Origin of the sequence: Pedobacter sp. BS3, from assembly GCF_008274585.1 — a bacterium.
Classification (GTDB): Bacteria; Bacteroidota; Bacteroidia; order Sphingobacteriales; family Sphingobacteriaceae; genus Hufsiella_A.
This window is the reverse complement of sequence record NZ_VTRT01000011.1, coordinates 25,108-49,296: the sequence shown is the minus strand read 5'-3', so window position 1 is coordinate 49,296 and position 24,189 is coordinate 25,108. Positions and strand designations below refer to the sequence as shown.

Here is a 24,189-nt window from a genome sequence, read left to right as displayed (position 1 = left end):
ATACTAATCCTTAACTTAATGACATTGCCCAGCGGGACAACCGCTTTGTAACAACACAAGTGTGTAGCAAGCGTGCCATAGGTACGTTTCCTTCCAAAAATCAAACATCGAGTAAACTCGCTATCATTCAGACTAAAATACTATGGATTGAAAATCCATAGGTTGATCTGACGACTGAAAGTCTAATGGTGGCTTCGCCGAATTTTTTATTTTTCTCTTATGCTTCGATTTAAAAATTTGTAGAAGCTAAAGCCTTGGACTAAAGTCCATAGCTTGAACTAACGTTTTGTGACCAGTCAAAAATTAAAAAAGTGTTATGGGCAGTTAAAAACATATACTTATTATCCACCTGATCTCACCTCCAAATAGCATTGAAAAAACAATCATGTTCAAACGTATAGTTTTATGAATTTAAGCAAAGGTTAAAGACAGCACATTATTCCAAAGTGTCGAGGTAAATTCCCGAAGGATATGTCCTGAACTAAGACGAAAAGCCCAGAAAGCCACATCGCTTACCCTATCAGCCAATAAACCAGGCTTGTTACAAGCACTACGGAAAGGAAAAAGTCGGGATTTAGACGCAGTTTAAGTAGTTGAATTGCCCGTTGTTTTTGCGATTTTACTGTATTAATTGAAATACCCAGCTCTTCGGCGATCTCCTTGTTTTTCATTCCGTCAAGGTAGCCCATTTTTGAAATACGCTGACAACTTTCGGGCAGCGAGGCCAGGGCAGTATGAATTTCACCCAAAATTTCTGAGCGCATCAGCGAACTCATTACAGAATCTTCGCTGGGTTCTTCCTCAAGCGTCAGCCGGAATTTTTCTACTACTTTATGATGGCGAAGGGAGTTTAAGCCGGCATTTTTTACAGCTTTATATAAAAAGCTTTTTATAACATTTTTATCGGGCGATAATTCTTCGCTGTTTTCTAAATAAGCGATAAATGCACCCTGAACAATATCTTCGGCAGAAGCGCTGTCTTTAACAAGCTGAACGGCAAAATAAAGCAACCGGGGGTATAATTCCCTGAATAATTCATCCAAGCTATCGTCTCCCCGTGCAACACGGCCAGCTTCTCCCGACGTATTTTTGTATTTGAGATGCATTAACTAAACTATAGCCTGATTGCCGGAAAATGATTCCTGCAAATCGCATCACTAATATCACCCTTTTTTGAAGAAAAAGCAAGGTATTAACAAAATGATAATATTGCTGATCAATGGATTTTCATCCGCTACTTTTCCTGATGAACCTTGCGTAATGAAAAACGGTAGATTTAGGAGCCTGTTTAAATTCATTTAAAAGTTTTACAGGTTTAATTAATGGACGGTGTCTTCACCGTCCATGGCTTCCTGCCGGGGCTGGTGTCGCCACCAGCAGCTCCGTATAGCTTAACTTTTTCATTTTTAAATAGAGGCTCCTACAGATAAGAATTGTCTAAAGGTTCTGCCTCTGCGATTGGATAATACTCATTATATCATCTTTGATAAACTCCCAATATTTACCCCGGAGGCAGAACGGGTCAAAATCCTCATCGGCCCTGGTAAAATCGACAAGGCTATGCAGTATTTGTTCCTCATTATGGGTGTATTCGTGTCGTTGGCGATGTAAGGCCAGCATTTGCTCAAGGGTATATTTGTCCAGTAGTTCGTGGATATCCCAAAAATCTTTTTTGCGTCCGCCACGTGAAATCACATCGATTTTCATCGCTGTAATCTCGTCAACCGTAGCCATACGCACTTTATCGATCTGCATTGCAGGTTGTATAAACGGGTCATTGGTATAGTAAACATCCAATTTGATGTGATCCTGTTCACTATCGCCTACCAGGTAAGATTTACCCAGACCGGGAAGCATCCCGAAATCGCCACGCACATACGGGAAAGTAGCCTGGAGAAATTCATCAATGGCATTAAAATCAACTGAGTCATAGGGCTGGTCTGTAAAGAGATCAATATCTACCGACATACGATGCCCCAGGTACAAACTGAGTGCGGTACCACCCACCAGCCGGAAACTGTTAAATAATGAAGCTTGCATTAGGGTATAAAGGCTGCTTTTTAACAGATCATTAACGGTATTCCAGTACAACGCCATGATTAACTATCAATACCTTCTGAATTCAACACCTTTTTCACGGCATTATGTCCGTAGTGCCGGGCGATGAAGGATTTTTCTTCATCATTACCCCGCTCATAAACTCTACGAATAATGGCATTGGCGTTCTTGACCCAATCAATGCGGTTAATATCTGTATCCCAGAAGAGTCCCTTACGAAGCTTGCCCTGATTGATAGCTTCAAACGGCGCTTTATGCCTTCTCTGGTAATCTTCAATTTCAAAATAGGTTTGCAATAACAGCATCGTACCTTCAGCAAATCCAAGCTCTTTATCAATTTTAAATGCCAGTTCAGCAGGTAGTTTTCGCCTTCCTTTGGTAATGGCATGGATATTCTGCCGGTGCTCATCAACAGCCAGAGCAAACTGGTTTTTCGGGATGCCTCTTTTCTTCAGCTCATGCTCAAGAATCAGCCCCGGGTGTATGCCTTTATATTTTTCTAAAGACGCCTTCATTGCACAAATGTAATCAAATTTGATTACAACATGAAATGATTACAATTGGGGGTTTAAGATAAACGTGAACAATCAGACGCTATATTTTTACCGGTGAAAACTGCTGCCTATACTCCAAAGGCGTCACTCCTTTTAGTAATTTAAAATGACGATAAAAGTTAGCCGGGTTATTGAACCCGCACTCATAGCTGATAAATTCTACAGCATGTTTACCGGCAATAAGCATCCGGCAGGCCTGGTTGACACGTACCTCGGTTAAAAAAGCGGAATAGGTCCTGTGGGTTAACCGTTTAAAATAACGGCAAAAATTAGCCGCACTCATATTACTTATGGCCGCCGCCTGGTTCAGTGTAATATTATCTTTATAATTTGAAAAAATATAATCGTACACCAGGTTGAGGCGGCGGCATTCGGTTTCACCGGGCCGGGAAAATCCCTGGGTCATGGAAATGCTTTTTGAATCGGCCGACTCTAAAAGCACCTTTAATAACGACAGTAATATCACAATACGCTGTAGTCCGGTTGCCGTCTGGGCTTCATACATCAAACCAATAATTTTTTCCTTATGTCGCCCGCGAATCAGTATTCCCTTTCGGGCTCTTTCGAATAAACGGGATAACTGCCAGGCTTCCGGCAAATCTAAAAAATCAGAGCCCAGGCATTCCGGTAAAAATTGCAGCACCACAGCTTCGGTCATGTGCTCCGCGTTATTCTCTCTACAATGCCAGACATGAGGCAGATTAGCGCCCAGCAGTATTAATTCACCTGCCCGGAAGTAGTCGATATTATCGCCGATAAAACGTATTCCTTCGCCCCGGATAACATAATGAAGCTCCATTTCGGGGTGGTAATGCCACACGGTACCAAAATGCGGCTGCATGATATGAAATATCCGGTATGAACGCTGCTGTCCGGAGGCTACAGTATGTAAGCTGGGATTCATTTCCGGCTTGTCTATTGGGGTAGGTATTACAGATCAGGCTGCTGCAAAATCCATTGCAGGTTAAAACAATAATACACTTTACTGCTGATGAGATGTATGTTATTATCAGGAGTTTGCGTGGCGGCAAGATAGCCCATCGGTTCGGCATGGGTTTTATCCATTTTAAATATGCCTGTCCAGCCACCCCCATCCAGAAAGCGCTCTTTGCCATCGGTAAGCAGTTTTTTCACAGGCCAGGTTTTACCTTCATCATACGAAATTGCCGCAAACATGCCATACCCAGTATATTCTTTCCCGCTGCTGCTTTTAAAAAGCATTCCTGGTTTTTCTTTTTCGCGTGGATGATGTGTGAATGAAATCAGCAATAAAGGCCCTTCATTCAGACGACGCAATACAAGCCGTTGCCCACCATATATTCGTGGAAATTCAGATGCACTGTAAGTCCAGCTTTTACCCATATCTTTTGATATACTGATGGGCATGTGCAATTCGCCGTCTTTCCCGGGGATATCGTTGTTCCTGCCAAAGGCAAATAAATCGCCATTTTTCAGTTGCACTACACCCGTGTGAATACCGGCAATCAATCCTCCGTGATATCCCTCTTTAAATTCCGGTTTAGCATTACCGGTATACGGATTGTACCAGGTTTTACCTTTATCTTTACTGATATGGATTGCGGAGCCGTCTGAATGACCCGGACCTGCGTCGGAAGGTTGTATCAACCAGCCTTCTTTGGTTTGAAACATTCCCGCAATCACCTGGTTGCGTACCTGGTGCTCCGGATCAATTAAGCGGGGTTCAGACCAACTGGCGCCATTATCTGTACTGGTTCGCAGCACCATAGCCAGGTTTTTCCAGCCCCCGGCAACTTCCACCCCATTCATGTGATAAAGCGTTCCCTCTTTATCGCAGAACAGGGAAGAACCGGTCATGTTACGGTCGGGAACGTTAAAAAACTCCGATGGCTCATCCCAACTGGTACTTCCTGCCCGCAGGCGACTGGCCAGTATGGTCATTTCGCGGCCGGATTCATCGTTGGTTGAAAACCAGATGGCCAGCAAATCGCCATTAGGGCACCAGGTAATAGCCGGACAATGATTATGCGAATAAAAAGGCGTATTATTTCCGCAGGAAGGCGGCTTAACATAATATACCGGTTCAGAAAAAAATGCTTGTTTAGCGGGAGCTGACCAATGATAAGCCGCTTGCCGCACGTTTTGCATATTGGCAGGTTTGCCGACGGCAGGTAGCGGAGTTGTTGCCGGCAATGGCCCTTCCACTACCCGGAAACCGACCATCCAGTTCTTATCTGCCGGAATCATTGCCGACCTGTTGGCTGAGCGCAGGTATTGAACAAGCGTATTATGACTGCCGCCCCGGGTAACCCGGAAACTGCCGCTTATTCTTCCTACCGGATCTCGCTGCTCGCCCTTCTCATAAGGGCCGTACCAATCGTAACACCATTCTTCTACATTGCCGTGCATGTCATAAAGCCCCCAGTCGTTGGGTGCAAATTCGGCTACTTGTAACGATACCGGTTTCGGATCGCGGTTAAATTCCTGGACTTTTCCTAATTCCTTCGGAAGCTTGGCCGCCATGGAATAAGCTGATAATGTTCCGGCACGACAGGCATACTCCCATTCGGCCTCGGTAGGCAAACGGTAGGCTTTTCCTTCTTTTTCCGACAACCATCGACAAAATGCGCTGGCTTCATCGTAGCTTACAAAAATAACCGCCTCATCATCTCCTTTTGAAAGCCCTTTTTTACCTCTCAACGCTTTATGCGAGGGGTCGAACAGTTCGTATTGTTTATTGGTTATCTCAGTTGACGCTATGCTGAATGGCTTGGTGATGTCTACAATATGAGCCGGAGCTTCGTCTGCGTTTTCACCAATTCCGGCCGAGCCCATATAAAAACGTCCGGCGGGTAAGCGTACCATCTCAAGGCCGATGCTGTTCTTGGTTTTGGGTGTCATTGCATTCATTTCTTGTTGGGCCATAGTATATACAGGCATCGTAAAGCATAAGCTTATGAACCAAATTATCATAAAAAAATTCCCTTTCAGATAATGAATTGCAGGAAACTGTGTTGTGTATTTTTGTGGAGATCGTAAAAAGAAGGATAACTTCATTGTGTTTTCTTATAAAGATAGACTTAATATAGTTCATATTATTACTCCTACCAAGGAGCTCCTTAAAGATAAGGAACTCCTTTTCAGAGCGGGGTATGGGTAAACCCTAAGGTTTTTATCAGCAAAGAGCAGAGTTCCTCTTAAATTTTGTTATTTAATAACGGTTCCATTTATTACAAGTGCATCGGTTACAGCATTGCTTTTCCCAATCCTAAATCCATTATTCGCAGTTACACTATTGCCACCCCAGGCGTATAAACGCAGAATTATTTTCCCGGATGAATCTACCTGCTGTAAACCCTTAACCTGTGCAAGCTCAAGTTGTGGCTGCTGCAATCCGTTATTATCAGTAAAACCTGAAGTTACGGTATACGGCTCGCCGATGGGAGTAAAATTATAACCACCATCAACGCTATATTTCCATAGATAGGTTTTAGGTGCATCTGTTTGTACCCTTAGCGTTATACCAATTGATGACAATGATACTTTATAGCCATTTTTTGCCTTTACCGTAAGCTGGTAATAAGCACGACCGGCCTCGGCCGCAGCCAAATCTGCATTGACAGGAAACGCTGCCGCGAATGAATTGGATGCCTTTTGAGCCGTAATTCCTGCACCCCTGCTTAAAACAGCTTTTTCTAAACCACTAACAGTAAATGTTGATGTGCTGCTTGTTTCGGCACCTGTAATACCTGCCGCCTCAAAATTCCAGGCAAGGATAGGTTTGCCTGTTAACTTTGCAGGATCGATAACCACATGCTTAATATTTTTTCTCCGCCAGGAATACGTAATATGTACTAATCCATCTTTGGTTTGAATTACTGCCGGATAGCTGTACCCTCCATCCTTATCATTTTCAATCACTAATACCTGATACCAATTTTCACCATCGTCAGACAACGCTACGTTGAGCGGCGACCGAAAATCTTCACTGTGATTATAGACGAGTAGTTGCCGGCCGTCTTTTAATGTAACCGCATCTGTACCTGAATTTGGATTAGGTAACTTCAGTAAGTGAAAATTGCTCCAGGTGCTGCCATTATCTGCCGACCATATACTGAATACCCGTTTATCTTTGAGTGTACGGCCTACGGCTTGCAATTTCCCATTTCCATAAAACAGGATGCTGGGCTGTATAACCGGAATTGACCTGTCTGTAACTGATGGGGTACGTGTCCAGGTTTTGCCCCAATCGTCTGTACGCTCAAAATGCAGGCGTGAAGTAATGCTTGACGGACATAACATCCCATTTTCGCCTATGGATACAGGCTTGTTTTTTATAGGGCCATAAATATTGTCAGGTAACCGCTGTGGCTTGCTCCAGGTTTTACCCCCATCTGTTGATGTTATTAACATTCCCCACCATTCGGGCGTGGTAGGGCCGACTTTATAAAACAACATGAGCGGACCGCCGTTATGCGCCTGGAAAAGTACCGGGTTCCAGCAGGGGTAACGTTCTGTTGTGCCATCAGCTTTGAGGGTTACTCCCGTTGCAACTTCTACAGGCACTGTCCAACCTGTATTATGATCATTGCGTGAAACCCAAATCCCAACATCAGGATTCTTCTCTTTAGTGCCGCCAAACCACGCAGCTATTAATCCGTAAGAAGTTTCTTCAATGGTAGAGGCATGCAATTCGGGTGTTTTAGGAGGATTACATATAAATTCGGTTTTAACAATTGCCGAACCGGAAGTATTAACCGGCTGTTCTGTCTCTTTCCCCGAAGGGTGGCCGCTCTCGTCACGACTAACCGTTTTGCAGGCTACAAATATTACAAAATTAGCTGCAGTAAATAACAGCAGATATATTTTTTTCATAAATCAGTTTATCTTAAAAATTTAGTGCTTACATTCTCTGTGGAAGAAGATAACCGGGCAATGTAAATGTTTTTAGGGAGGGCTACTGCTAATCGTAAATCATTATAGCCTTTTTCCAGCTTACAATCTTGCTTTATAACTACCTGACCTAACATATTGGTGATACTTACAGTCGCTCTGCCTGCATGTTCAGTATATACAGCCACATGAATGGCTTCATCACCTGAGGGCGTGTATACCTGCAATTCCGTTTGTTTAAAGCCTGCATTAATATGGATTACCGGAGACCCGGTAATATTTCCGTTAAAATCTACCTGCCTTAACTGATAGTAATTATCTTCCGGCAATGGCTTTGAATCCATATAATTGTAATTACTGGTAGTATTGGTTGTACCATTCCCGGTAACTGTACCAATAACAGTAAAAGGCCGACCATCGGTCGAGCGTAATATTTCAAAATAGGCGTTATTCTGTTCTGATGCCGTTATCCAGTGTAATTTAATTTTACCCGCATCCAACTTGCCGGTAAACGAGGTTAATACTACAGGCAATGTATTTTCCTGTTCAATTATTCCGGATATAGCCAAAGCGTCCTGGGTTGCGGTAAGGCTTTTTCCTATCCGGAAACCATTATTACTGGTGGCACTTGTTCCGCCCCAGGCATACAACCTGAAAATTACCGGAGTACTAACATTTTGTAAATCACTAATACCTGATAAATCTATGGCAGGTTGTTGTATACCATTATTTTGTGTGAACCCCGTTGTCCAGGTATATGGTGTTCCTATATCAGTAAATGCAACGCCTCCATCTTTGCTATAACGCCATATATAAGTGGGCGGGGCACTGGTTTGTATGCGTAGTATCACGTTAAGAGTTGTGAGACTTACCATAGCATTACCTTTGGGAGTTACGGTAAATTCATAATATGCCCCGGCCACTCTTGCCGCAACGCTATCGGCATTTACTGGAAATGTGCTGGCATAGGAACCTCCGGCTGTCTGGGCCTGAATACCCGGCCCACGGCTTAACACAGATACTTCGAGATTGGGATTGGTAAGCGTAGAGCTACTGGTAGCTTCGTCGCCTGCTGCGCCAAGTAAGTTCCAGGCTATCAGGGGTGTAATTGTACCACCTATAGCCAGGGCATTTTGAGTTTCATCTAAGCTTTTTCCTATTCTGAAACCGTTGTTGCTGGTAGCGCTTGTTCCTCCCCAGGCATATAACCTGAAAATTACCGGTGTATTGAATTGTTGTAAATCATTAATACCTGATAAATCTATGGTAGGCTGTTGTATACCATTATTTTGCGAGAACCCCGTTGTCCAAGTATACGGTGCGCCTATATCGTTAAACGTAATACCATTATCTTTACTATAGCGCCATATATAGGTGGGTGGGGCGTTGGTTTGTATACGTAATATCACATCAAGCGTTGTGAGGCTTACTAATGAACTTCCTTTAGGAGTAATTGTAAATTCATAATATGCCCCGGCCACTCTTGCCGCAGCACTATCGATATTTACCGGAAACGTACTGGCGTAAGAACCTCCGGCTGGCTGAACCGCAATTCCGGCCCCACGGCTCAGTGTCGAAATTTCAAGATTAGGATTAGTCAGGGTAGAATTACTGGTAGCTTCATTACCTGCTGCACCCAGCAAATTCCAGGCTAAAATTTGCGCATCAAGCCGGCTTACAATAATTAATGCGACCAACATGAATAATAACTTTTTCATATTTATTTTAATTTTAATGTTAGTAATTGATAATTGTTAGCATTACCAGTTACTGCCTGGTAACTTTACCTTTCAAAACAAGTGCACTTCTTTGTGTATTGCTTTTCCCTATTCTAAACCCATTATCGGTTGTACCAAGGCCTCCCCAGGCATACAAACGAAATGTAATACTAACCGAAGCGGGAACATGCTGCAGTGCTTTATAGCCTGAAAGATCAAGTGTTGGCTGCTCCTGGCCATTATTTATGGTAGTACCTGATTTTATATCCGCATTACCTAAGTCGGTAAAGTTTTTACCATCCAGACTGTATTGCCAACGGTAATATTTAGGCGCATTTTTTTGTATACGCAATACCACATCTAATGCTGACAAAGACACAGCATAATCTTTTTTAGCTTGTATTGTAAACTGATAATATGCGCCTGCCTTAACAGCGTCTTTTTTTGTGGCATTTACCGGGAAAGCCGAGGCAAAAGAGTATGTAGCCTTTTGCGGTATTAAGGCAGGGCCCCTGGTCAACAAAGAAGGTTCCAGGTTAGGGTCAACCTGGGTTGCCGGACTACTTTTTTCACTTCCTTTTATGTTACCTGAAAAACTCCAGGAAAGAACTTGTGCTTTGGCACATTGTAATGTACCTGCCAATAATAATAGAACGATACTTTTTTTCATCACGATAATAATTAATTTGTTGTTACACTTCCACTAACAGTCAACGAACTTTGAGCCGCCGTTAAGCTTTTACCTATTCTAAACCCGCTATTGCTGGTAGCGCTTGTTCCTCCCCAGGCATATAACCTGAAAATCAAGGACGTATCTGCTGAAATGTTCTGCAAATCAGCAATAGTAGAAAGGTCAATCGTGGGTTGCTGTATACCATTATTATCCGAAAAGCCTGTTGTCCAGGTATATGGTACGCCAACATCCTTAAAAGTATCCCCATTATCTAAACTATATTCCCAGATGTAGGTACGCGGCGCACTGGTTTGTATACGTAAAATTACGTCCAGCGCTGAAAGGCTTACTACTGCACTGCTTTTTACTTTTACAGTGAACTGATAATACGAACCGGCTGCCTCTGCCGCAGCCCTGTCTGCATTAATAGGAAATGTACTGGCGTAAGAACTGCCGGCCGCTTGAGCCACAATACCGGGCCCACGACTAAGCACCGATATCTCAAGATTGGTATTAGTTGACGTGGAACTGGCTGTTAGTTCATTACCTTTGGCACCAAATAAGTTCCAGGAGAGCAGTGATGAATTTAACAGCATATCGCTGATATGACGTGGCCACAATTTTATTAAGTTATTATTGCTGCCATCATTATAAAAAAGCGGAATACCGGTAAAAGTCGCGGTAGCTGGTAAAATCTCCGAAGCAAAATCCGCATTGACCTCCGTATGCAGTATTACGGTATCTGACCCATCTGAAAATGCTTTATCGCCACTGTAGGTTTCAGTTGCAGCAGGCTCTGGAATAACTGTACCTGCATAAATTCTAACCAATGTACTTTCGTAGGTATCCGGATTTTCGATTAATTGCTGTGCTGTAATCCTGGCCGGTGTGACAACATTGTCTTTTGAAACCAGTTTGATAGCATCTGTAGTGATTTGTGAGATTTGCAGAGAGCCTCCTTCACGGGATAAAATCCCACCAGAGACATCAATAATCAGGGAATCGCCGGGCATATAATCTGTAGCAGTCTGGCCAACAATGATATTAATACCCCGTGTTTTTTTCCGGAGTGTATTTTGTAAAACAATTGTACCCTGCGGCGCATTACCTGAAACCGCATCTGAAATAACAATACCGGTAATCTGGCTGGCACCTAACATATTATTTGTATTAAGCGAAACCTGGCTACCTTTATATAGTGAACGTATATCACCAAGAAATATAACAGGACTAGGTTTACCGTCAGCCCAATTTTCACGCTTACATGAGATAACGCCAATCAGGCCTACCATCAGTAATAAAAAATATAGTTTCTTCATGCTGTGTATGAATTTTATGGATACTATAAATAATTATCAGGGGCGCTGCCACCAAACCTTTGTACTGATATCATCAGGCCCTTGTATAGCTACCGCGGCGTCATAGTTATCGCGATTAGTGGATTGTAAATAAACAGGATAATTTAAACGGGCTGGCATCTCTCCGTTGTTAAGCAAGCCTGTGCCCTTGGGCAATACAGGATGCCCGGTTCGCCGGTATTCAAACCATTGCTCCAGGTCGGTAAAAAACAAGGAATAATATTTCTGGAGCTGTATTTTTTCCAGTTTATTATCAAAGGGTTCACTCTCATCCCATTTAATAAATGTTCCGGCAAGATAATTTGCAGGTACATTATAGCCCCATAATGTAATACCATTGGTAATTCCGTTTTCATAGTATTGCTGAGCGCTTCCACTTATCCATCCTCTAAGAGCGGCCTCGCATAAAATAAACTGCACTTCGGCATAATTCATGATGTTACCCAGCAACGGCTCTGTTTTTAACGCTAAAGGCATTGCTGATTTTGGATCGGGTACTTCACCAACCGGATATCCACTTGGAATGCCGGCATATTGTCCGTTTTTCAATGTTGCCCATTTAACGATACGCGGATCGCCCCAGGCATTCAGATTATCCACAAAAAATTCTGCCAGCTTAAGTAAATTCCAGTCTGAATCACGGTCTGTCTGAAATGGAGACTGATAAGGCAATACGCCTGTCCATCTGAGTATTGCCGATTCGGCATTTGTGGCTATAATCGGATAATTGTTTGCCTGCGTTTGAACAATTTCCCTAACTTTAGCAGCAACATCAGACTCTGCTTTAGCGGATACTCTTAACAATAATCGCAGATAAAGCGAGTTTCCAAATTTTCTCCATTTTGCCGCTGCGCCTGCATAAATAGGATCTGAACCTGCCTGTTCTGCCGGAAGATCGGCCCCTGTTTTCAGCAATTCATTAGCTTGTTCCAGCTTATCGAAAATATCTTTATAAATATCTTCCTGTCTGTCAAATACGGGCATTAATATGCCATCTTTTCCTTTATTCGCATCAAAATATGGAATATCGCCATAGGTATCGGTTAGCAACGATGCTACCCACGACTGGCATATCAGCCCTATGGCCATATAGGTTTTACTAACGTTATTGCCGTCAACCCTGTAAAGTTCTTCTGCGCTGGTATATAAACTTTTGAAATTTGTAAGCTGCAAATACCAGTTATTCCATAAGTAATCTGCTTCTGACCGTCTGATATCGTAACGGAATATTCGCCCTTCTACATCGCCCATTAAAACATGCACCTGCATTAACTCATTGTTAATACGTTTAGCCCCCCTATCCATATTTCTACTTACCACGTCGGTAATTGCCGGAGCGAGCAAAGCCTGAGGTAGTGCAAATTCACTGGCATTCGGATTTTTATTGAGGTCTTTAAATCCCTTGGTGCAGGATGAAACAACCAGCATAAAAACAACAGCACCTGTATATATGTAATAATTTACCTGTTTCATAATATATTTATTAAAAACCGACGGTTAGATTTAAACCAAATGTTCGTGTTGACGGAAACTGTGCGGTTTCAAAACCTTTATCTATAGAACCATTATTTAATGTCCCAAATTCCGGATCAAAAGCTGGCCATGAGGTTATAATCAATAAATCGCGTCCATAAATACCTATAGTCGCCTTTTGCAATCCCAGGCGCTTATTGAGCTTTGATGGTAATGTATAATCCAGGCGGGCTTCCCGTAGCTTTATAAAATCGGTATTATACATACTTCCTTCCAGGTTCTCACGTCCGTAATGCCGGGTATAGTAAGTCCATATATCACGGGCTATTACATCGTTAGGGCGATATGTACCATCCTCATTTTTAATCACACCATCGCCGATGATTCCATTATAGCGTCCCGGAAGTGTTTCTTTAAGTTTTCCGTGCTCGGCCAGCAAGGCATGAGTAAGCGAATAGCCTACACCGCCGTATTCACCATCAACCAATATATTGAAACGAAATTGCTTGTACCTGAATTCATTACCAAGGCTGGCTCTCCATCTAGGATCACTGTTCCCCAAGAAAACAGGGTCTGCTGTTAACAGCGGATAACCGTCCTGGTAGATAATTTGTCCGTCTGGTGCACGCTGATAACCCGGCCCATAAATAGCACTCATACTTCCTCCAACCCGTGCCTCTATAGATCCACGACCGGATAGTGTGTTTTGCAATTGAAGGGCATACAAACTATCTGTTAATCGCACAACCTCATTTCTGTTGGCAGAAAATGTTGCAAAAACATTCCAGTTCAGTCCTTTTTTGTTAACCAAGGGTTTGGCGTTAGCCTGAATTTCAATCCCCTGGTTACGCACCAGCCCTCCGTTTACAACAATATTATTATACCCGGCCGATCTGTCTAATGTAGCGGCCAGAATCTGATCTTTCGTATTACCCTGATACAGAGCTATATCAAATCCTAAACGACTTTTAAAAAGGCGGACATCCGCCCCCACTTCGTAACTGGTGGTATACTGCGGTTTCAGATTGACATTAGGCAGCGTTACCGGGTTCCGTAGCCCACCGGAATAGTTAGTTACTGTAGTAAAACTGTAGGTATTCTGATATGCTTTTGTACCACCGCTACCTACCCCCGCATAAGATGCCCGCAGCTTGGCATACGATATTGCAGCCGGTAATTTAAACATATCAGATACAATGGCACTCAGGTTAACCGATGGATAGAAAAACGAAACATTTGCCAGTGATGTTGATGTAGCCAGCACACTGTTCCAGTCATTACGGGCCGTAACATCAAGAAATAAATAGTTATTATAGCTCAAGGTTCCTAATCCGTAAAAGCTGTTTATAGCATACTCACTACGATAAGGTAAGGCTGTTAATACATCTCTGCTGTTTGCCAATGTAAAAATTTGCGGATACTGCAATGCGTTGGCCCGTAGTTCATCTTTCACATAACGATTCTTCAGCATACTACCCCCGGCGGATATTGACGCATCAAACCTGCTGCTTAACTTCCTGTTATATTTTAACAGGAAATCACTGTTGGCTTCCATGGCAAAAATATTCATGGTGCGAAACATCCCATAGGTAAACTTTTGTGTATCCATCGGGCGTTGCTCAGAGCGGTTATCATACGAAAAGTCCATAGAGGTACGTACCATCAAACTCAGATTCTTTGTAAAGTTGTAGTTAGCCTGTATATTACCTGTAAGTGAATTCCTGTTCAGCTTATTGAGCATCTCGTTTACAATCAAATAGGGATTATCGGGAGAACTACTAAATGGGTAACTCTGCTCAACCCCTTCCTTTCCCGGTATCCAGTATTCTCTTAACCAGTCGAGGTTACCGTTAGGTACCTGCATGATGTTCCAGTACATAATGGTTTGATTGTTATAACCTGTTGCCGGCAAATTATCACTCCATTTATTGGTATAGTTAATTTTAGTTGATATCTGCAGTTTATCTGTAACTTTCTGGCTGGCAGAAAGGGCAATGGTATTTCTTTTATAACCGGTATTAGGAATAATCCAGGTATCGTAAACGTTAGTATATGAAAAACGTACTGCCGTTTTAGCTGTTCCACCGTCCAGGCTTATACTATTGGTAAAGGTCTTACCCGTTTCAAAAAAGTCTTTCCGGTTATTTGGATATGCAATCCAGGGTGTTCTTACTGTAGCTCCAGTATGTGTTACCGGGTCATATTGAAAATACATTTGCCCATCAAACTTTGGGCCCCAGGCGGTGCTTGAACTACGTGTACTGGACCCATCGGCAGCGGAACCCCATGAAAAGTAGTCAACACCTTCGGTTCCAGAACCATACTCGTACTGGTAATCAGGCCATCTGGATATGGTTTCTATCGAAGTATTCGAGTTCAGTGTCACGCCGATGCCCTTCACTCTCGGTTTGCCCGATTTTGTAGTAATAATAATGGCTCCATTAGCGCCACGCTGACCATACAATGCCGCGGCTCCGGGTCCTTTTAATACGTTTACGCTTTCTATATCTTCGGGATTAATGTCATTTAAGCTTGTACCAAAGTCTACCGGCGAATCGCTTCCCAGGTATCCGGCATCACCGGTTCCGGTCATACGGCCACTACTGTTATTAATCACTACGCCATCAACTACAATCAACGCATCGTTATCTCCGTTCAGATTACTTTCTCCACGTAAAATGATTTTGTTTGAGCCTGTCGGCCCTCCGCCCGACCTCACCAGATTTAAGCCCGCCACTTTACCAGATAAAGCATCCGTCCAGTTATTTGAAAGCGCTTCTGTAAGCTGCTCGCCTTTTACCTGTGTTACAGCGTAGCCCAACGCCTTTTCTTCGCGTTTGATACCCAGGGCGGTAACTACTACCTCAGATAAATCGGTATTTTGCTGTTTGAGGGTTACATTGATAGTGGTATGGCCGGCCACTGGTATTTCCTGGCTTACAAATCCCAGGAATGAGAACACCAATATGCTTTTGGTATCAAGAACTTTTAATGTATAGGTTCCATCAGCGGCCGATATTGCCCCAACAGCGGTACCTTTCACTTTTATATTTACACCGGGCAATGCCTCGCCCTGCTCATCAGTTATACGGCCTCTTACCGGTATATCCGGCTGCTGTAGCCTGGGCTGTATGGTGATGGTTTTTTGATTGATGGTATAGGTTAAGGGCTGGTTAGCCATTAAATTATTCATCACCTGGTTTATGGTAGCTTGCTTAAGCGAAAGTGTTACCGGTTTTGCCGATTCCAGCAGTTGCGCATTGTACAGAAAGTTATAACCGCTTTCCTGCTTTAACCGGATAAACACATCTTCCAGATTAGCGTTTTTAAATGCTATGTTTATTTTCTGGGCATACGAGGTTGCGCTAACCTGCATGACAGCCACGAACATAAATGCACACATTAACTTCATAATACGAAAGAGTTTTAAGTGAGCGCAGGCAGCACTGCCGCCATTAAATGCGGTATTTTTTATATACATTTGAACGTTGGGTTTAACTATTATCAATTGGTTTGCAAAAACAATAATGAGTTAGCCCGCACAACTACCCCGGGAGCGTTTGCCCCGTTCCCGGGAAATTTTACGGACCACCTGAAAAGATTAATCCATCACCATCACGCTCCTTTCTCCTGCCGCTTGTCCTTCTCGACTACCGGTTATAATTTTAAATTTCACCAGGCCGGTTAGCTCCAGTCCTTTTAATAATTCTTCCAAATCATTTGTCCTCGAATAAATTCCTCCGAAACGTTTATCGTCTCCTGATATCTTATACTCTACCCCGACGTTATACCAGCGTGCTACTTGTTTCATTACTTCGCGGATAGTATTATTCCTGAAGATAAAATACCCATCTTTCCAGGCGGTTGCCTGCTGCACGTTTACCGGTTTTACGCCAATGTCCAGGCTTTCTGAAGTACCGGCACCCTGCTGGCCAGGTTTTAGTATCACGGCATCATTTTTATTTGACATGCGAACCGAACCTTCGATAAGGGCAGTTTTAACCAAATCATCATCGGTGTAAGCCGATACATTAAAATGCGTCCCCAGCACTTCTACCTTTGTACCTCGTGCGGCTACAACAAAAGGCATGTTCGCATTTTTCGCGACTTCAAAATAGGCTTCGCCAACCAGTTCAACATTTCGCAAATTCCCTGTAAATGAAACAGGATAAGTTAAAGCCGACGCCGCGTTCAGCCACACCTTAGTGCCATCGGGCAGGTTAAGCTGGTATTGCCGTCCGTTGGGCGTGGAAATAGTGTTATAGGCAGGTATATTGGCGCTTAGCTGCTTAGCGGACTGAGTGTAAACCAATGTACCATCGGCTGATTTTTTGATATTAATTCCTGCTTCTTCCGCAATCCGACCGTTCTTCGCGGCATCAAGGTTAATCTTTTTACCATTGGCCAGTGTTAATATGGCTTGCTGCTGCGGTTTATTGTTTTGGTGATAAGCTAATGTCTGTTTTACCTCATTACCTGTTGTCCCCTGCCGGGCCAGGTAGAACCATACACCGCATCCGATAGTGATAAATAAAGAAGCTGCTATGCCTAAACGTATTGTTTTGATAGCTATAACTGGAGTTTTAGATGGTTTTGCCGCTTTTCCTGCTGTGGCAATGTGACGCAAAAGATGAGATTCCATTGCCTCCTGGAGTTGTTGCCGTTCTTCGTCAGTTAACTTATTAAGGATATCGTCTTCACTTTCGAAATATCCGTAATACAATTCCAGGAATTTTAATTCCTCCTTTGTGGCATTGCCACTCAGGTACTTCTGTACAACAGCTATCATATCAGGCTTGGCCTTATAATTCTCCATGGATTATATCCCTTCGTTTATAGATATGTACCGGAAAAGACTAAAAGTCCCAAACGGAGGAGAAAAAAATTAAATAATGGACAGTGGATAATGGACAGTTGACAATGTCCATGTAGTTTATCTCTAAAAGTTGACAGTGGACAATGTCCGTGTCGTTCGTAGTCATAGCCTATAGTCCGCAAGTCGGGAAAGTCCGGAAGCCTGAAAGAAGCCTAAGGTTAAAATGTCTTATACAGACAACCTTAACCTTAGCCTTGACCTCAATCTCACAGCCTGTCCTTAGAGTTAGTGCAACGTTCTAAGGATTTTATAAATAAAACGGAGTCTCTGACTCCGATATGTGCCCAAGCAGTATTTTTCCGGAGTCTGAAAGACTCCATTATATTGCCTAATCCGTAGAGCCCCTGCGGAACTCGGACAGTCTTAGACATCCTTAACCTTAGTCTCAGTCTTAACCTTACTCAACGGAGGATAAAATACAGGAAGATGAGTATGGATAACGATTGCACCACCCGCAGCTTAAGGGTTTGGGTAGCGGTATTTAACTGGTTTTGTACGGTTTTGCGGGAAACCTTGAGCACCTCTGCAATTTGCAGCGTAGATAACTCCTCACGATAATGCAGCAGAAAAATCTCTCGTCTTTTTTCTGGCAATATGTTTATCCAGGCTTGTACCAGTTCGGTTATTTCTTTATAACGGATAGGGTCGTCTGTATTGAACGGAGAAGTGATTATATTTTCCAGTTCCTCTAATAGTACCGGAGAACCTGCATGATGAATGCTTTGTTTTAAGACCTGAAACTTAACAGAGGTATGCAAATAAGCCGGAAGGTTCCTGATTTTGGCATGCTGCCTTCTATCCCACAGCGAAGTAAATACATTCTGAACAATATCCTGACTCAACTCCCGGTTCTTTACCCGTTTATAGGCGACATTATAAAGCTCAGGCCAGTATTTACGATAAATAGTGGTGAAGGCAACCTGATTTCCGGCTGATAATCCCGATAAAAGTTCTTCATCTTTTTCCATCCAGTGAGCTGCAATTTACCCGCAAAAGAAAAAACATAAGTTAACCAGCATATTACCGTTCTATTATATGATTATTAAAATCCATAGTTCCCTGGCATCCCAACCGGGTATACCTGAATACTACCTGAAAGCGATAGGCACAAATGAGTTCCTATAATTGGTTAACAATTACTGCTAATGTACAGAAATCAATGATATAAATTATTGCAATTCTTATCCTATTTATGTAGGATATTATCATGAACTTATTAAAGACAATCCCTGAACAGGCTTTTCTTATATACTGACGGAGTAACCCCTTTTAATTTTTTAAAATGATGGTAGAAGCTGGCGGTAGTATTAAATCCGCATTCGTAGCTGATATACGTTACGGTATTGCTGGTCTCAAGTAACATCCTGCAGGCCTGATTAATGCGCACCTCTGTTAAAAAGTTGCTGTACGTTTTCCTCGTTATCTGCTTAAAGTAGCGGCAAAAATTGGCAATGCTGGTATGACATATTGCTGCTATTTCATTCAGGCTGATGGCATTCCTGTAATGGGTTAATGTATAATCGTAAATACGGTTTAACCGTAGCCGGTCGGCCTCCTTTGGCCGAAAGTTATTAGTTGCTGAAATCGGGTGATATTCTTCTGTATGAGCAAGAATTTTTAATATGCGCAATAAAATCACCAACCGCTCCAGTCCATCAGCCAGCATAGCATGCTGCATCAGCCGGCACACTTCATCCTTACTTTTACCCCTGATGAACATTCCGGCAGATGCCTTATCAAACAGACGGGTGAGTGGCCAGGATTCGGGTAATTCCAGGAAATCACAACCTAAACATTCCGGCAAAAATTGTACTACCATAGCTTCGGCAACTTTATCGCTATCATTCCTGAAATATTCTTCGCGACAGCGCCAGGTATGAGGCAGGTTTGCTCCCAGTAACACCAGCTCGCCCGAACTAAAGTGGTCTATACTGTCGCCGATAAAACGTATTCCTTCGCCCCGGATAATATAATGAAGCTCCAGTTCAGGATGGTAATGCCATACGGTGCCGAAATGCGGCTGAATCGTGTGGAACACCCGGTATGAATGCTGATGCTCAGGTATTACGGTATGTAAGCTGGCCTTCATTTTCCGGCTTATTATTGGGTTTGGCTCAGTTTACCGGCCAGTTATCTGTTCTGAAAGATGATGCAGGCAGACCGTCTTTATTAAATAAATCGCCTGCAACCCAGCCTTTAAACGCATACCGGGCTGCCACTGGTCGGACTACCTGTTCAGCACTCACACGTATTTTATTCCCTGTTATGAGGGCTTTCGCCGGATAAAATACCCGGTCGGCTCCGGCTATTTCAAAATTATCCGATGTTGTACCCGAAAAATGCAGACCTTCGGCATGGCCAAAGCTCAGCAGCAAGGCATTATGTTCTGCCTGCATATTCCGATATACCGGCCCGGACCACGCGATAGGCTGATGATACGTTTTTGCCAAAGCGATATAAGCCAGGCGCTTGCCTACCGACTCCTTATCAGGAGGATGAATTGTTTTTTCCGCCCCGACATCTGTGAGTACAGCCATTCCTGAATTGGGAATTGTTTGTAAACTATTTAGCTGGGCTTCTCTTAGCAGCGGAGCTTTCTTATTCATACTTTTATAATCCCAGGGAGCTATCTGTGCATAATAGAAAGGGAAATCCGCATTCCACACCTGTCGCCAGTTTTTTACCATAGCCGGGAACAACTTCGCGTAGGCATCCGGCTCCCGTACATTTTGCTCACCCTGGTACCATATTACTCCTTTAATACCATACCCGGCAATGGGAGCTATCATCCCGTTAAATAAGCCGGCAGGAGTGTTTTTATTTTCAAAGGCACCATTTATTTCTTCGGGTACATGCACTGACGGAAATGTGCTCAGGCTGTGTGCGCTCATCCAGGCCTGGATAACCGTACCGCCCCAGGCTACCTGTATAATCCCAACAGGAACCTGTAAGCGCCGCTGTAATTCACGGGCAAACGTATAGGCAGCAGCGCTAAAGTTCCTCACCGACACCGGCGTTGATGGCTGCCAGTTATTGCGCCTGAAATCCGTAAGCGGTTTACCCCAGGATATCTGCGGACCTGTGTAAAAGCGAATGTAAGGATTTTCTGCCGTCGCTATGATTTTCTGTCCGTTCAAAATGGAATCTGTGGTAAAACCTCTAACCGGCATTGCCATATTGGATTGCCCTGATGCTACCCAAACTTCGCCTATCCATATATCCGATAAAACAAGCTGGCTTTGGCTATCGCTAACGGTCAGGGTATAAGGACCTCCGGCAGCCGGGGTAGCAATGTTCAGCTTCCAGGTACCGCTGCTATCGCTTGCTGTAGTGTACAACTTTTCATTCCATGAAGGAACTATTGTTATTTTAGCTCCGGCATCGCTCTTCCCCCAAACGGCTACTTTCGACTGCCGCTGCATAACCATTCCATCCGAAAATACTGATGGCAAATCTACCCGGGCATATACCTTACCTACCAGGCAGAAAAGACATAAGAGAATAAAGTGTATAGTTTTCATTCGCATAATTTATTTCTTAAAACAGTATCAGACTTCAGAGAATACCCATCATTACTTCCATAGGATAACCAAGGTTTCGCGTCCCGTTAGATGTACTTTAGTGCCTTCCAGGGCTGCCCCGTTTCCGAATATCACCGTTGGGTTCAGCTTTAAGGTGTTAACCAGTTCTGCATTTATCGCCGTTTTATTATTATTGGTTATCACCGTCAGATATTGATTGCCATTCTGCATCATGCGAAGCAATGCGCCTTTGGTATATTCTTTAAAGTAAAAGGGCTGCGATTGTAAGGTGGTTTTTAGCTCTGTTCCTGCTAATAAGGCGAGCGGCCTTGTATTTGATGGCAAAGCTCCTAAGCTGAAACAGGCTGGCATCCACAGCGTTGTTCCGTTTCCAAAGCTGTTCCGCAGGGCTATGATATCTCCGCCGTCTTTTCCTGCTATTTTTGCAGTGCCTGAGGTGGCTTGCAATAAGGGCTTCCATATATATGCGGGCAGCTTTTCTTCCTGACCGTCTACCTGGAAACTTTTAGGGTCTTCCTGGTATCTTATGTCTGTCATTCTGCCGCCTAACAGTTTTTCCATATCAAAGCTGGTTTGAAAGGTATTGGTTTCGTATTCGTCAAAAAAGCCGGTGAGCCCTTCGGCGATAAGCTGGTTTCCGCTGGCTACAAATTGCTGTATCTGCGTTACTTGTGCTGTGGGTATAGAGACTGCATTGGCTAATATCGCTATACGCCCCTGCTCTGGTGAATTCCATTCGTAATCGTTCATATAGCGGATGTCTGCCTGGCAGCCTATTTCTTGTAATGCTACGAACCACATCATCAGGCTCCGCATGTGGGCATCTTTGTCAAACAGCCGGGCGCCTGTTCCAAAGGCGTCGATGTGTAACAGCACACGCATGGTTTCGGGGCTGAGAATCAGGGTTACTTTGGGCTTATAGGGTTTGGCGTCTTTAAAGAATGCCTGGTATTTTTCCAGCACCTGGTTCATTTTTAATGTTACCCTGGAACGGTCGGTGGCTTCGCCTCTAAAGCCGAACAGTCCCCATTCGCCTGCTTCTATTCCCTGCCTGCGGTAGTTTAAGGCCCAATACACTACTTTTCTGGCTCCGGAGCCTATACCGGTCCATATCCATTGTGCTAAGTCCAGCGAGTCGGGGCACATGGGGGTTTTGCCGCTCCAGATGTTATTGCCTCCCTGTAGTTCGCTAATCCAGAATTTCCCTTGCGGGGCTGCGCCTTTTAATATTTCTGAGATGCCTGCTACGGCGTACCCGTATTGTTCGCGTTCCATAAACCTGAGCTGCCAGGAGGCGTGCATGGATGCGCCCAGGATGTTGTTGAATGTTTTATAGGCTGGTAAATCGTATTGGTGGGCTGACTCGAAAACGTTGGCGGGGTTCATCGTTATTTCGGTCTTTTTGTCGTACTGGCGTATTTGCCCGGCTATCCACTGCAGGTTGAAGGTCAGGTAGTCCCGCTGGAACTGGTACCAGTCTATGGAGGGCACCGGCCAGTAAAAATAGTTCCCCTGGGTCCACAGGGGGTCGTATTTTATTTCTGTGAAGTTTTTATAGTTTTCTATCCAGGCTTTATTGACGGCTTCGATGGTCTTATATTTTTGCTTTACCCATTCTTGCAGCTTTTGGGTGGCTAAGGGTGAGGTGGCGTCGAACCTTCTGGGTTCATTCAGCAGCCACCAGCTTTCCAGGGCTTTGTTATTTTTATACTTGTTTACTGTTTTTTCGATATATATTGCTGACTTGTGCATCAGTTCTTCTGTGGGGAATAGTTCGTTGAACTGCGGACGGCCATGATATATTTTGCTGGCGCTTACGGGACCGTGTATGGCGCATAGGGTGGCTTCTATTTTTATGTTGTATTTGTTTGCCGCGGCAAAGGCCCAATCGTATTGTATAAAATTGAATACTCCGGGTTTTTCTTCGATGTAGTTCCACATCATGAACAGGCGTACGGAGCGCATTTTGTTCTGGCTGGACAGTCTGAACCATTCTTCGATTTCTTCTTTGCGCTGGCCGGGTTCTATCCATATTTCTGAGCCTATGGTTATCTGTTCTTGTGCCTGTAGCTTTGCTACTCCTGCATTTATCGCAAACAAACCGGCCAGTATGATTGTCCTGATATAGTGCTTCACTTATAAGTTGTTACGTTATTTTTTCTTTTGACCCTATAGCTGGATTTTATTTTGACTTTGGTGACTTCCTGACCATAGTCCTGAAGTTTTCTACACTTGCCTGTACGTCGGGGACGTTGTTTTCCCAGTTGTACTCGTATTCGGCGGAGATGACTCCTTTGAATCTCTGGCGCTTGAGCTCGGCGATGACGCCGGGGATATTGCTGATGCCTGTGCCCCAGTGTACATCGTGTGCGTTGATGTTTCCTTTTTCACTCAGGTCTTTGAAGTGTAGCTGGATAATATGCCCCTGCAGCTTCTGCAGGCAGACTATGGGGTCTAATCCTGAACGTACCCAGTGGCCGATATCGGCACAGGCGCCTAAGCGCTTGCTTTGTCCGGCAATGGCTTTGAGCACGGTATCGGGATTCCAATAGTGCGAGGGCCGGGGGTGGTTGTGTATGGCGGCGTTGATTTGGTATTTATCACATAATTGCGATACCAGCGGAATGTCTTTGGCTTCGGGTTCGCAGGTGATGTTTTCTGCGCCCAGCGATTTGGCGAAGGCAAATATTTTTTCCCACTCGCTGCTGTCCTGGGTTTTGATAACGCCATAGGATACCAGCCTGATTTTCTTTGCCTGCAATTGCTGTAGTACGTATTGCCTGCTGCTTTCGGACATGTGGTAGTCCATCTTTTCGTTTATCCCACCACCGATGAGTTGCTGAGGATAGGCTTCTACATTTTTTAGATTGCAGCTGTCTATTTTGTCTAAGGCCTGGGTAAAGGTGAAACGGTTAAATGTGTACGCTTGGGCGCCTAATTGCCAGCCGAGGACGGTTTCTGGTTGACCGGTGGTTCTGTCGGTTTGCGCTTTACACATCAATTGTGTCAATGCAATCAATATCATTGTTATGCTTCTCTTTGTCTTCATCTTTTTATATTATAAT

Annotated in this window: 17 protein-coding genes; all 17 read right to left on the bottom strand. The window is 43.8% G+C overall.

All coding sequences use genetic code 11. From position 1 onward, the window contains the following. Positions 1-512: 512 nt before the first annotated feature. Positions 513-1,106 (bottom strand): RNA polymerase sigma-70 factor, encoded by a 594-nt coding sequence (locus FW774_RS19530; RefSeq protein WP_149350109.1) that lies wholly within the window; start codon positions 1,104-1,106, stop codon positions 513-515. A gap of 331 nt (positions 1,107-1,437) precedes the next feature. Next, positions 1,438-2,040: a nucleotidyl transferase AbiEii/AbiGii toxin family protein gene (locus FW774_RS19525; RefSeq protein ID WP_242457891.1), complete on the bottom strand. Its 603-nt coding sequence runs from the start codon at positions 2,038-2,040 to the stop codon at positions 1,438-1,440. Positions 2,041-2,099: 59 nt separating this feature from the next. After that, entirely contained in the window at positions 2,100-2,573 is a 474-nt protein-coding gene (locus FW774_RS19520; protein WP_149350104.1) for a transcriptional regulator, read from the bottom strand. Between the two features lie 79 nt (positions 2,574-2,652). After that, positions 2,653-3,516 carry an AraC family transcriptional regulator gene (locus tag FW774_RS19515; protein ID WP_149350102.1) on the bottom strand — a complete coding sequence of 288 codons (864 nt, stop codon included), beginning with the start codon at positions 3,514-3,516 and terminating at the stop codon, positions 2,653-2,655. A gap of 26 nt (positions 3,517-3,542) precedes the next feature. Further along, on the bottom strand, positions 3,543-5,492 hold the full coding sequence (locus FW774_RS19510; RefSeq protein ID WP_242457890.1) for an SUMF1/EgtB/PvdO family nonheme iron enzyme: 1,950 nt from the start codon (positions 5,490-5,492) through the stop codon (positions 3,543-3,545). A gap of 306 nt (positions 5,493-5,798) precedes the next feature. Next, complete coding sequence (locus FW774_RS19505; RefSeq protein WP_149350099.1) at positions 5,799-7,466, bottom strand: sialidase family protein; 1,668 nt, start codon at positions 7,464-7,466, stop codon at positions 5,799-5,801. A gap of 8 nt (positions 7,467-7,474) precedes the next feature. Continuing rightward, positions 7,475-9,202, bottom strand: a complete 1,728-nt coding sequence (locus FW774_RS19500; RefSeq protein WP_149350097.1) for a T9SS type A sorting domain-containing protein — start codon at positions 9,200-9,202, stop codon at positions 7,475-7,477. A 49-nt stretch (positions 9,203-9,251) separates the two neighbouring features. Next, positions 9,252-9,872 (bottom strand): hypothetical protein, encoded by a 621-nt coding sequence (locus FW774_RS19495; RefSeq protein ID WP_149350095.1) that lies wholly within the window; start codon positions 9,870-9,872, stop codon positions 9,252-9,254. An 11-nt stretch (positions 9,873-9,883) separates the two neighbouring features. Next, entirely contained in the window at positions 9,884-11,194 is a 1,311-nt protein-coding gene (locus FW774_RS19490) for a DUF5689 domain-containing protein (protein WP_149350093.1), read from the bottom strand. Between the two features lie 36 nt (positions 11,195-11,230). Then, the gene (locus FW774_RS19485; protein ID WP_149350091.1) at positions 11,231-12,706 is read right to left on the bottom strand and encodes a SusD/RagB family nutrient-binding outer membrane lipoprotein; all 1,476 of its coding nucleotides are present in this window, start codon (positions 12,704-12,706) and stop codon (positions 11,231-11,233) included. A gap of 10 nt (positions 12,707-12,716) precedes the next feature. Further along, positions 12,717-16,118, bottom strand: a complete 3,402-nt coding sequence (locus tag FW774_RS19480) for a SusC/RagA family TonB-linked outer membrane protein (protein ID WP_242457889.1) — start codon at positions 16,116-16,118, stop codon at positions 12,717-12,719. A gap of 189 nt (positions 16,119-16,307) precedes the next feature. Further along, complete coding sequence (locus tag FW774_RS19475) at positions 16,308-17,522, bottom strand: FecR family protein (protein ID WP_149350089.1); 1,215 nt, start codon at positions 17,520-17,522, stop codon at positions 16,308-16,310. Between the two features lie 461 nt (positions 17,523-17,983). After that, positions 17,984-18,550 carry an RNA polymerase sigma factor gene (locus FW774_RS19470; RefSeq protein ID WP_149350087.1) on the bottom strand — a complete coding sequence of 189 codons (567 nt, stop codon included), beginning with the start codon at positions 18,548-18,550 and terminating at the stop codon, positions 17,984-17,986. Positions 18,551-18,798: 248 nt separating this feature from the next. Then, entirely contained in the window at positions 18,799-19,671 is an 873-nt protein-coding gene (locus FW774_RS19465; RefSeq protein ID WP_149350085.1) for an AraC family transcriptional regulator, read from the bottom strand. 25 nt (positions 19,672-19,696) lie between these two features. Then, positions 19,697-21,103 (bottom strand): sialate O-acetylesterase, encoded by a 1,407-nt coding sequence (locus FW774_RS19460; RefSeq protein WP_149350083.1) that lies wholly within the window; start codon positions 21,101-21,103, stop codon positions 19,697-19,699. 51 nt (positions 21,104-21,154) lie between these two features. After that, on the bottom strand, positions 21,155-23,260 hold the full coding sequence (locus tag FW774_RS19455) for a beta-galactosidase (RefSeq protein WP_149350081.1): 2,106 nt from the start codon (positions 23,258-23,260) through the stop codon (positions 21,155-21,157). A gap of 46 nt (positions 23,261-23,306) precedes the next feature. Then, positions 23,307-24,173 carry a sugar phosphate isomerase/epimerase family protein gene (locus FW774_RS19450; protein WP_149350079.1) on the bottom strand — a complete coding sequence of 289 codons (867 nt, stop codon included), beginning with the start codon at positions 24,171-24,173 and terminating at the stop codon, positions 23,307-23,309. Between the last annotated feature and the right edge of the window lie 16 nt (positions 24,174-24,189).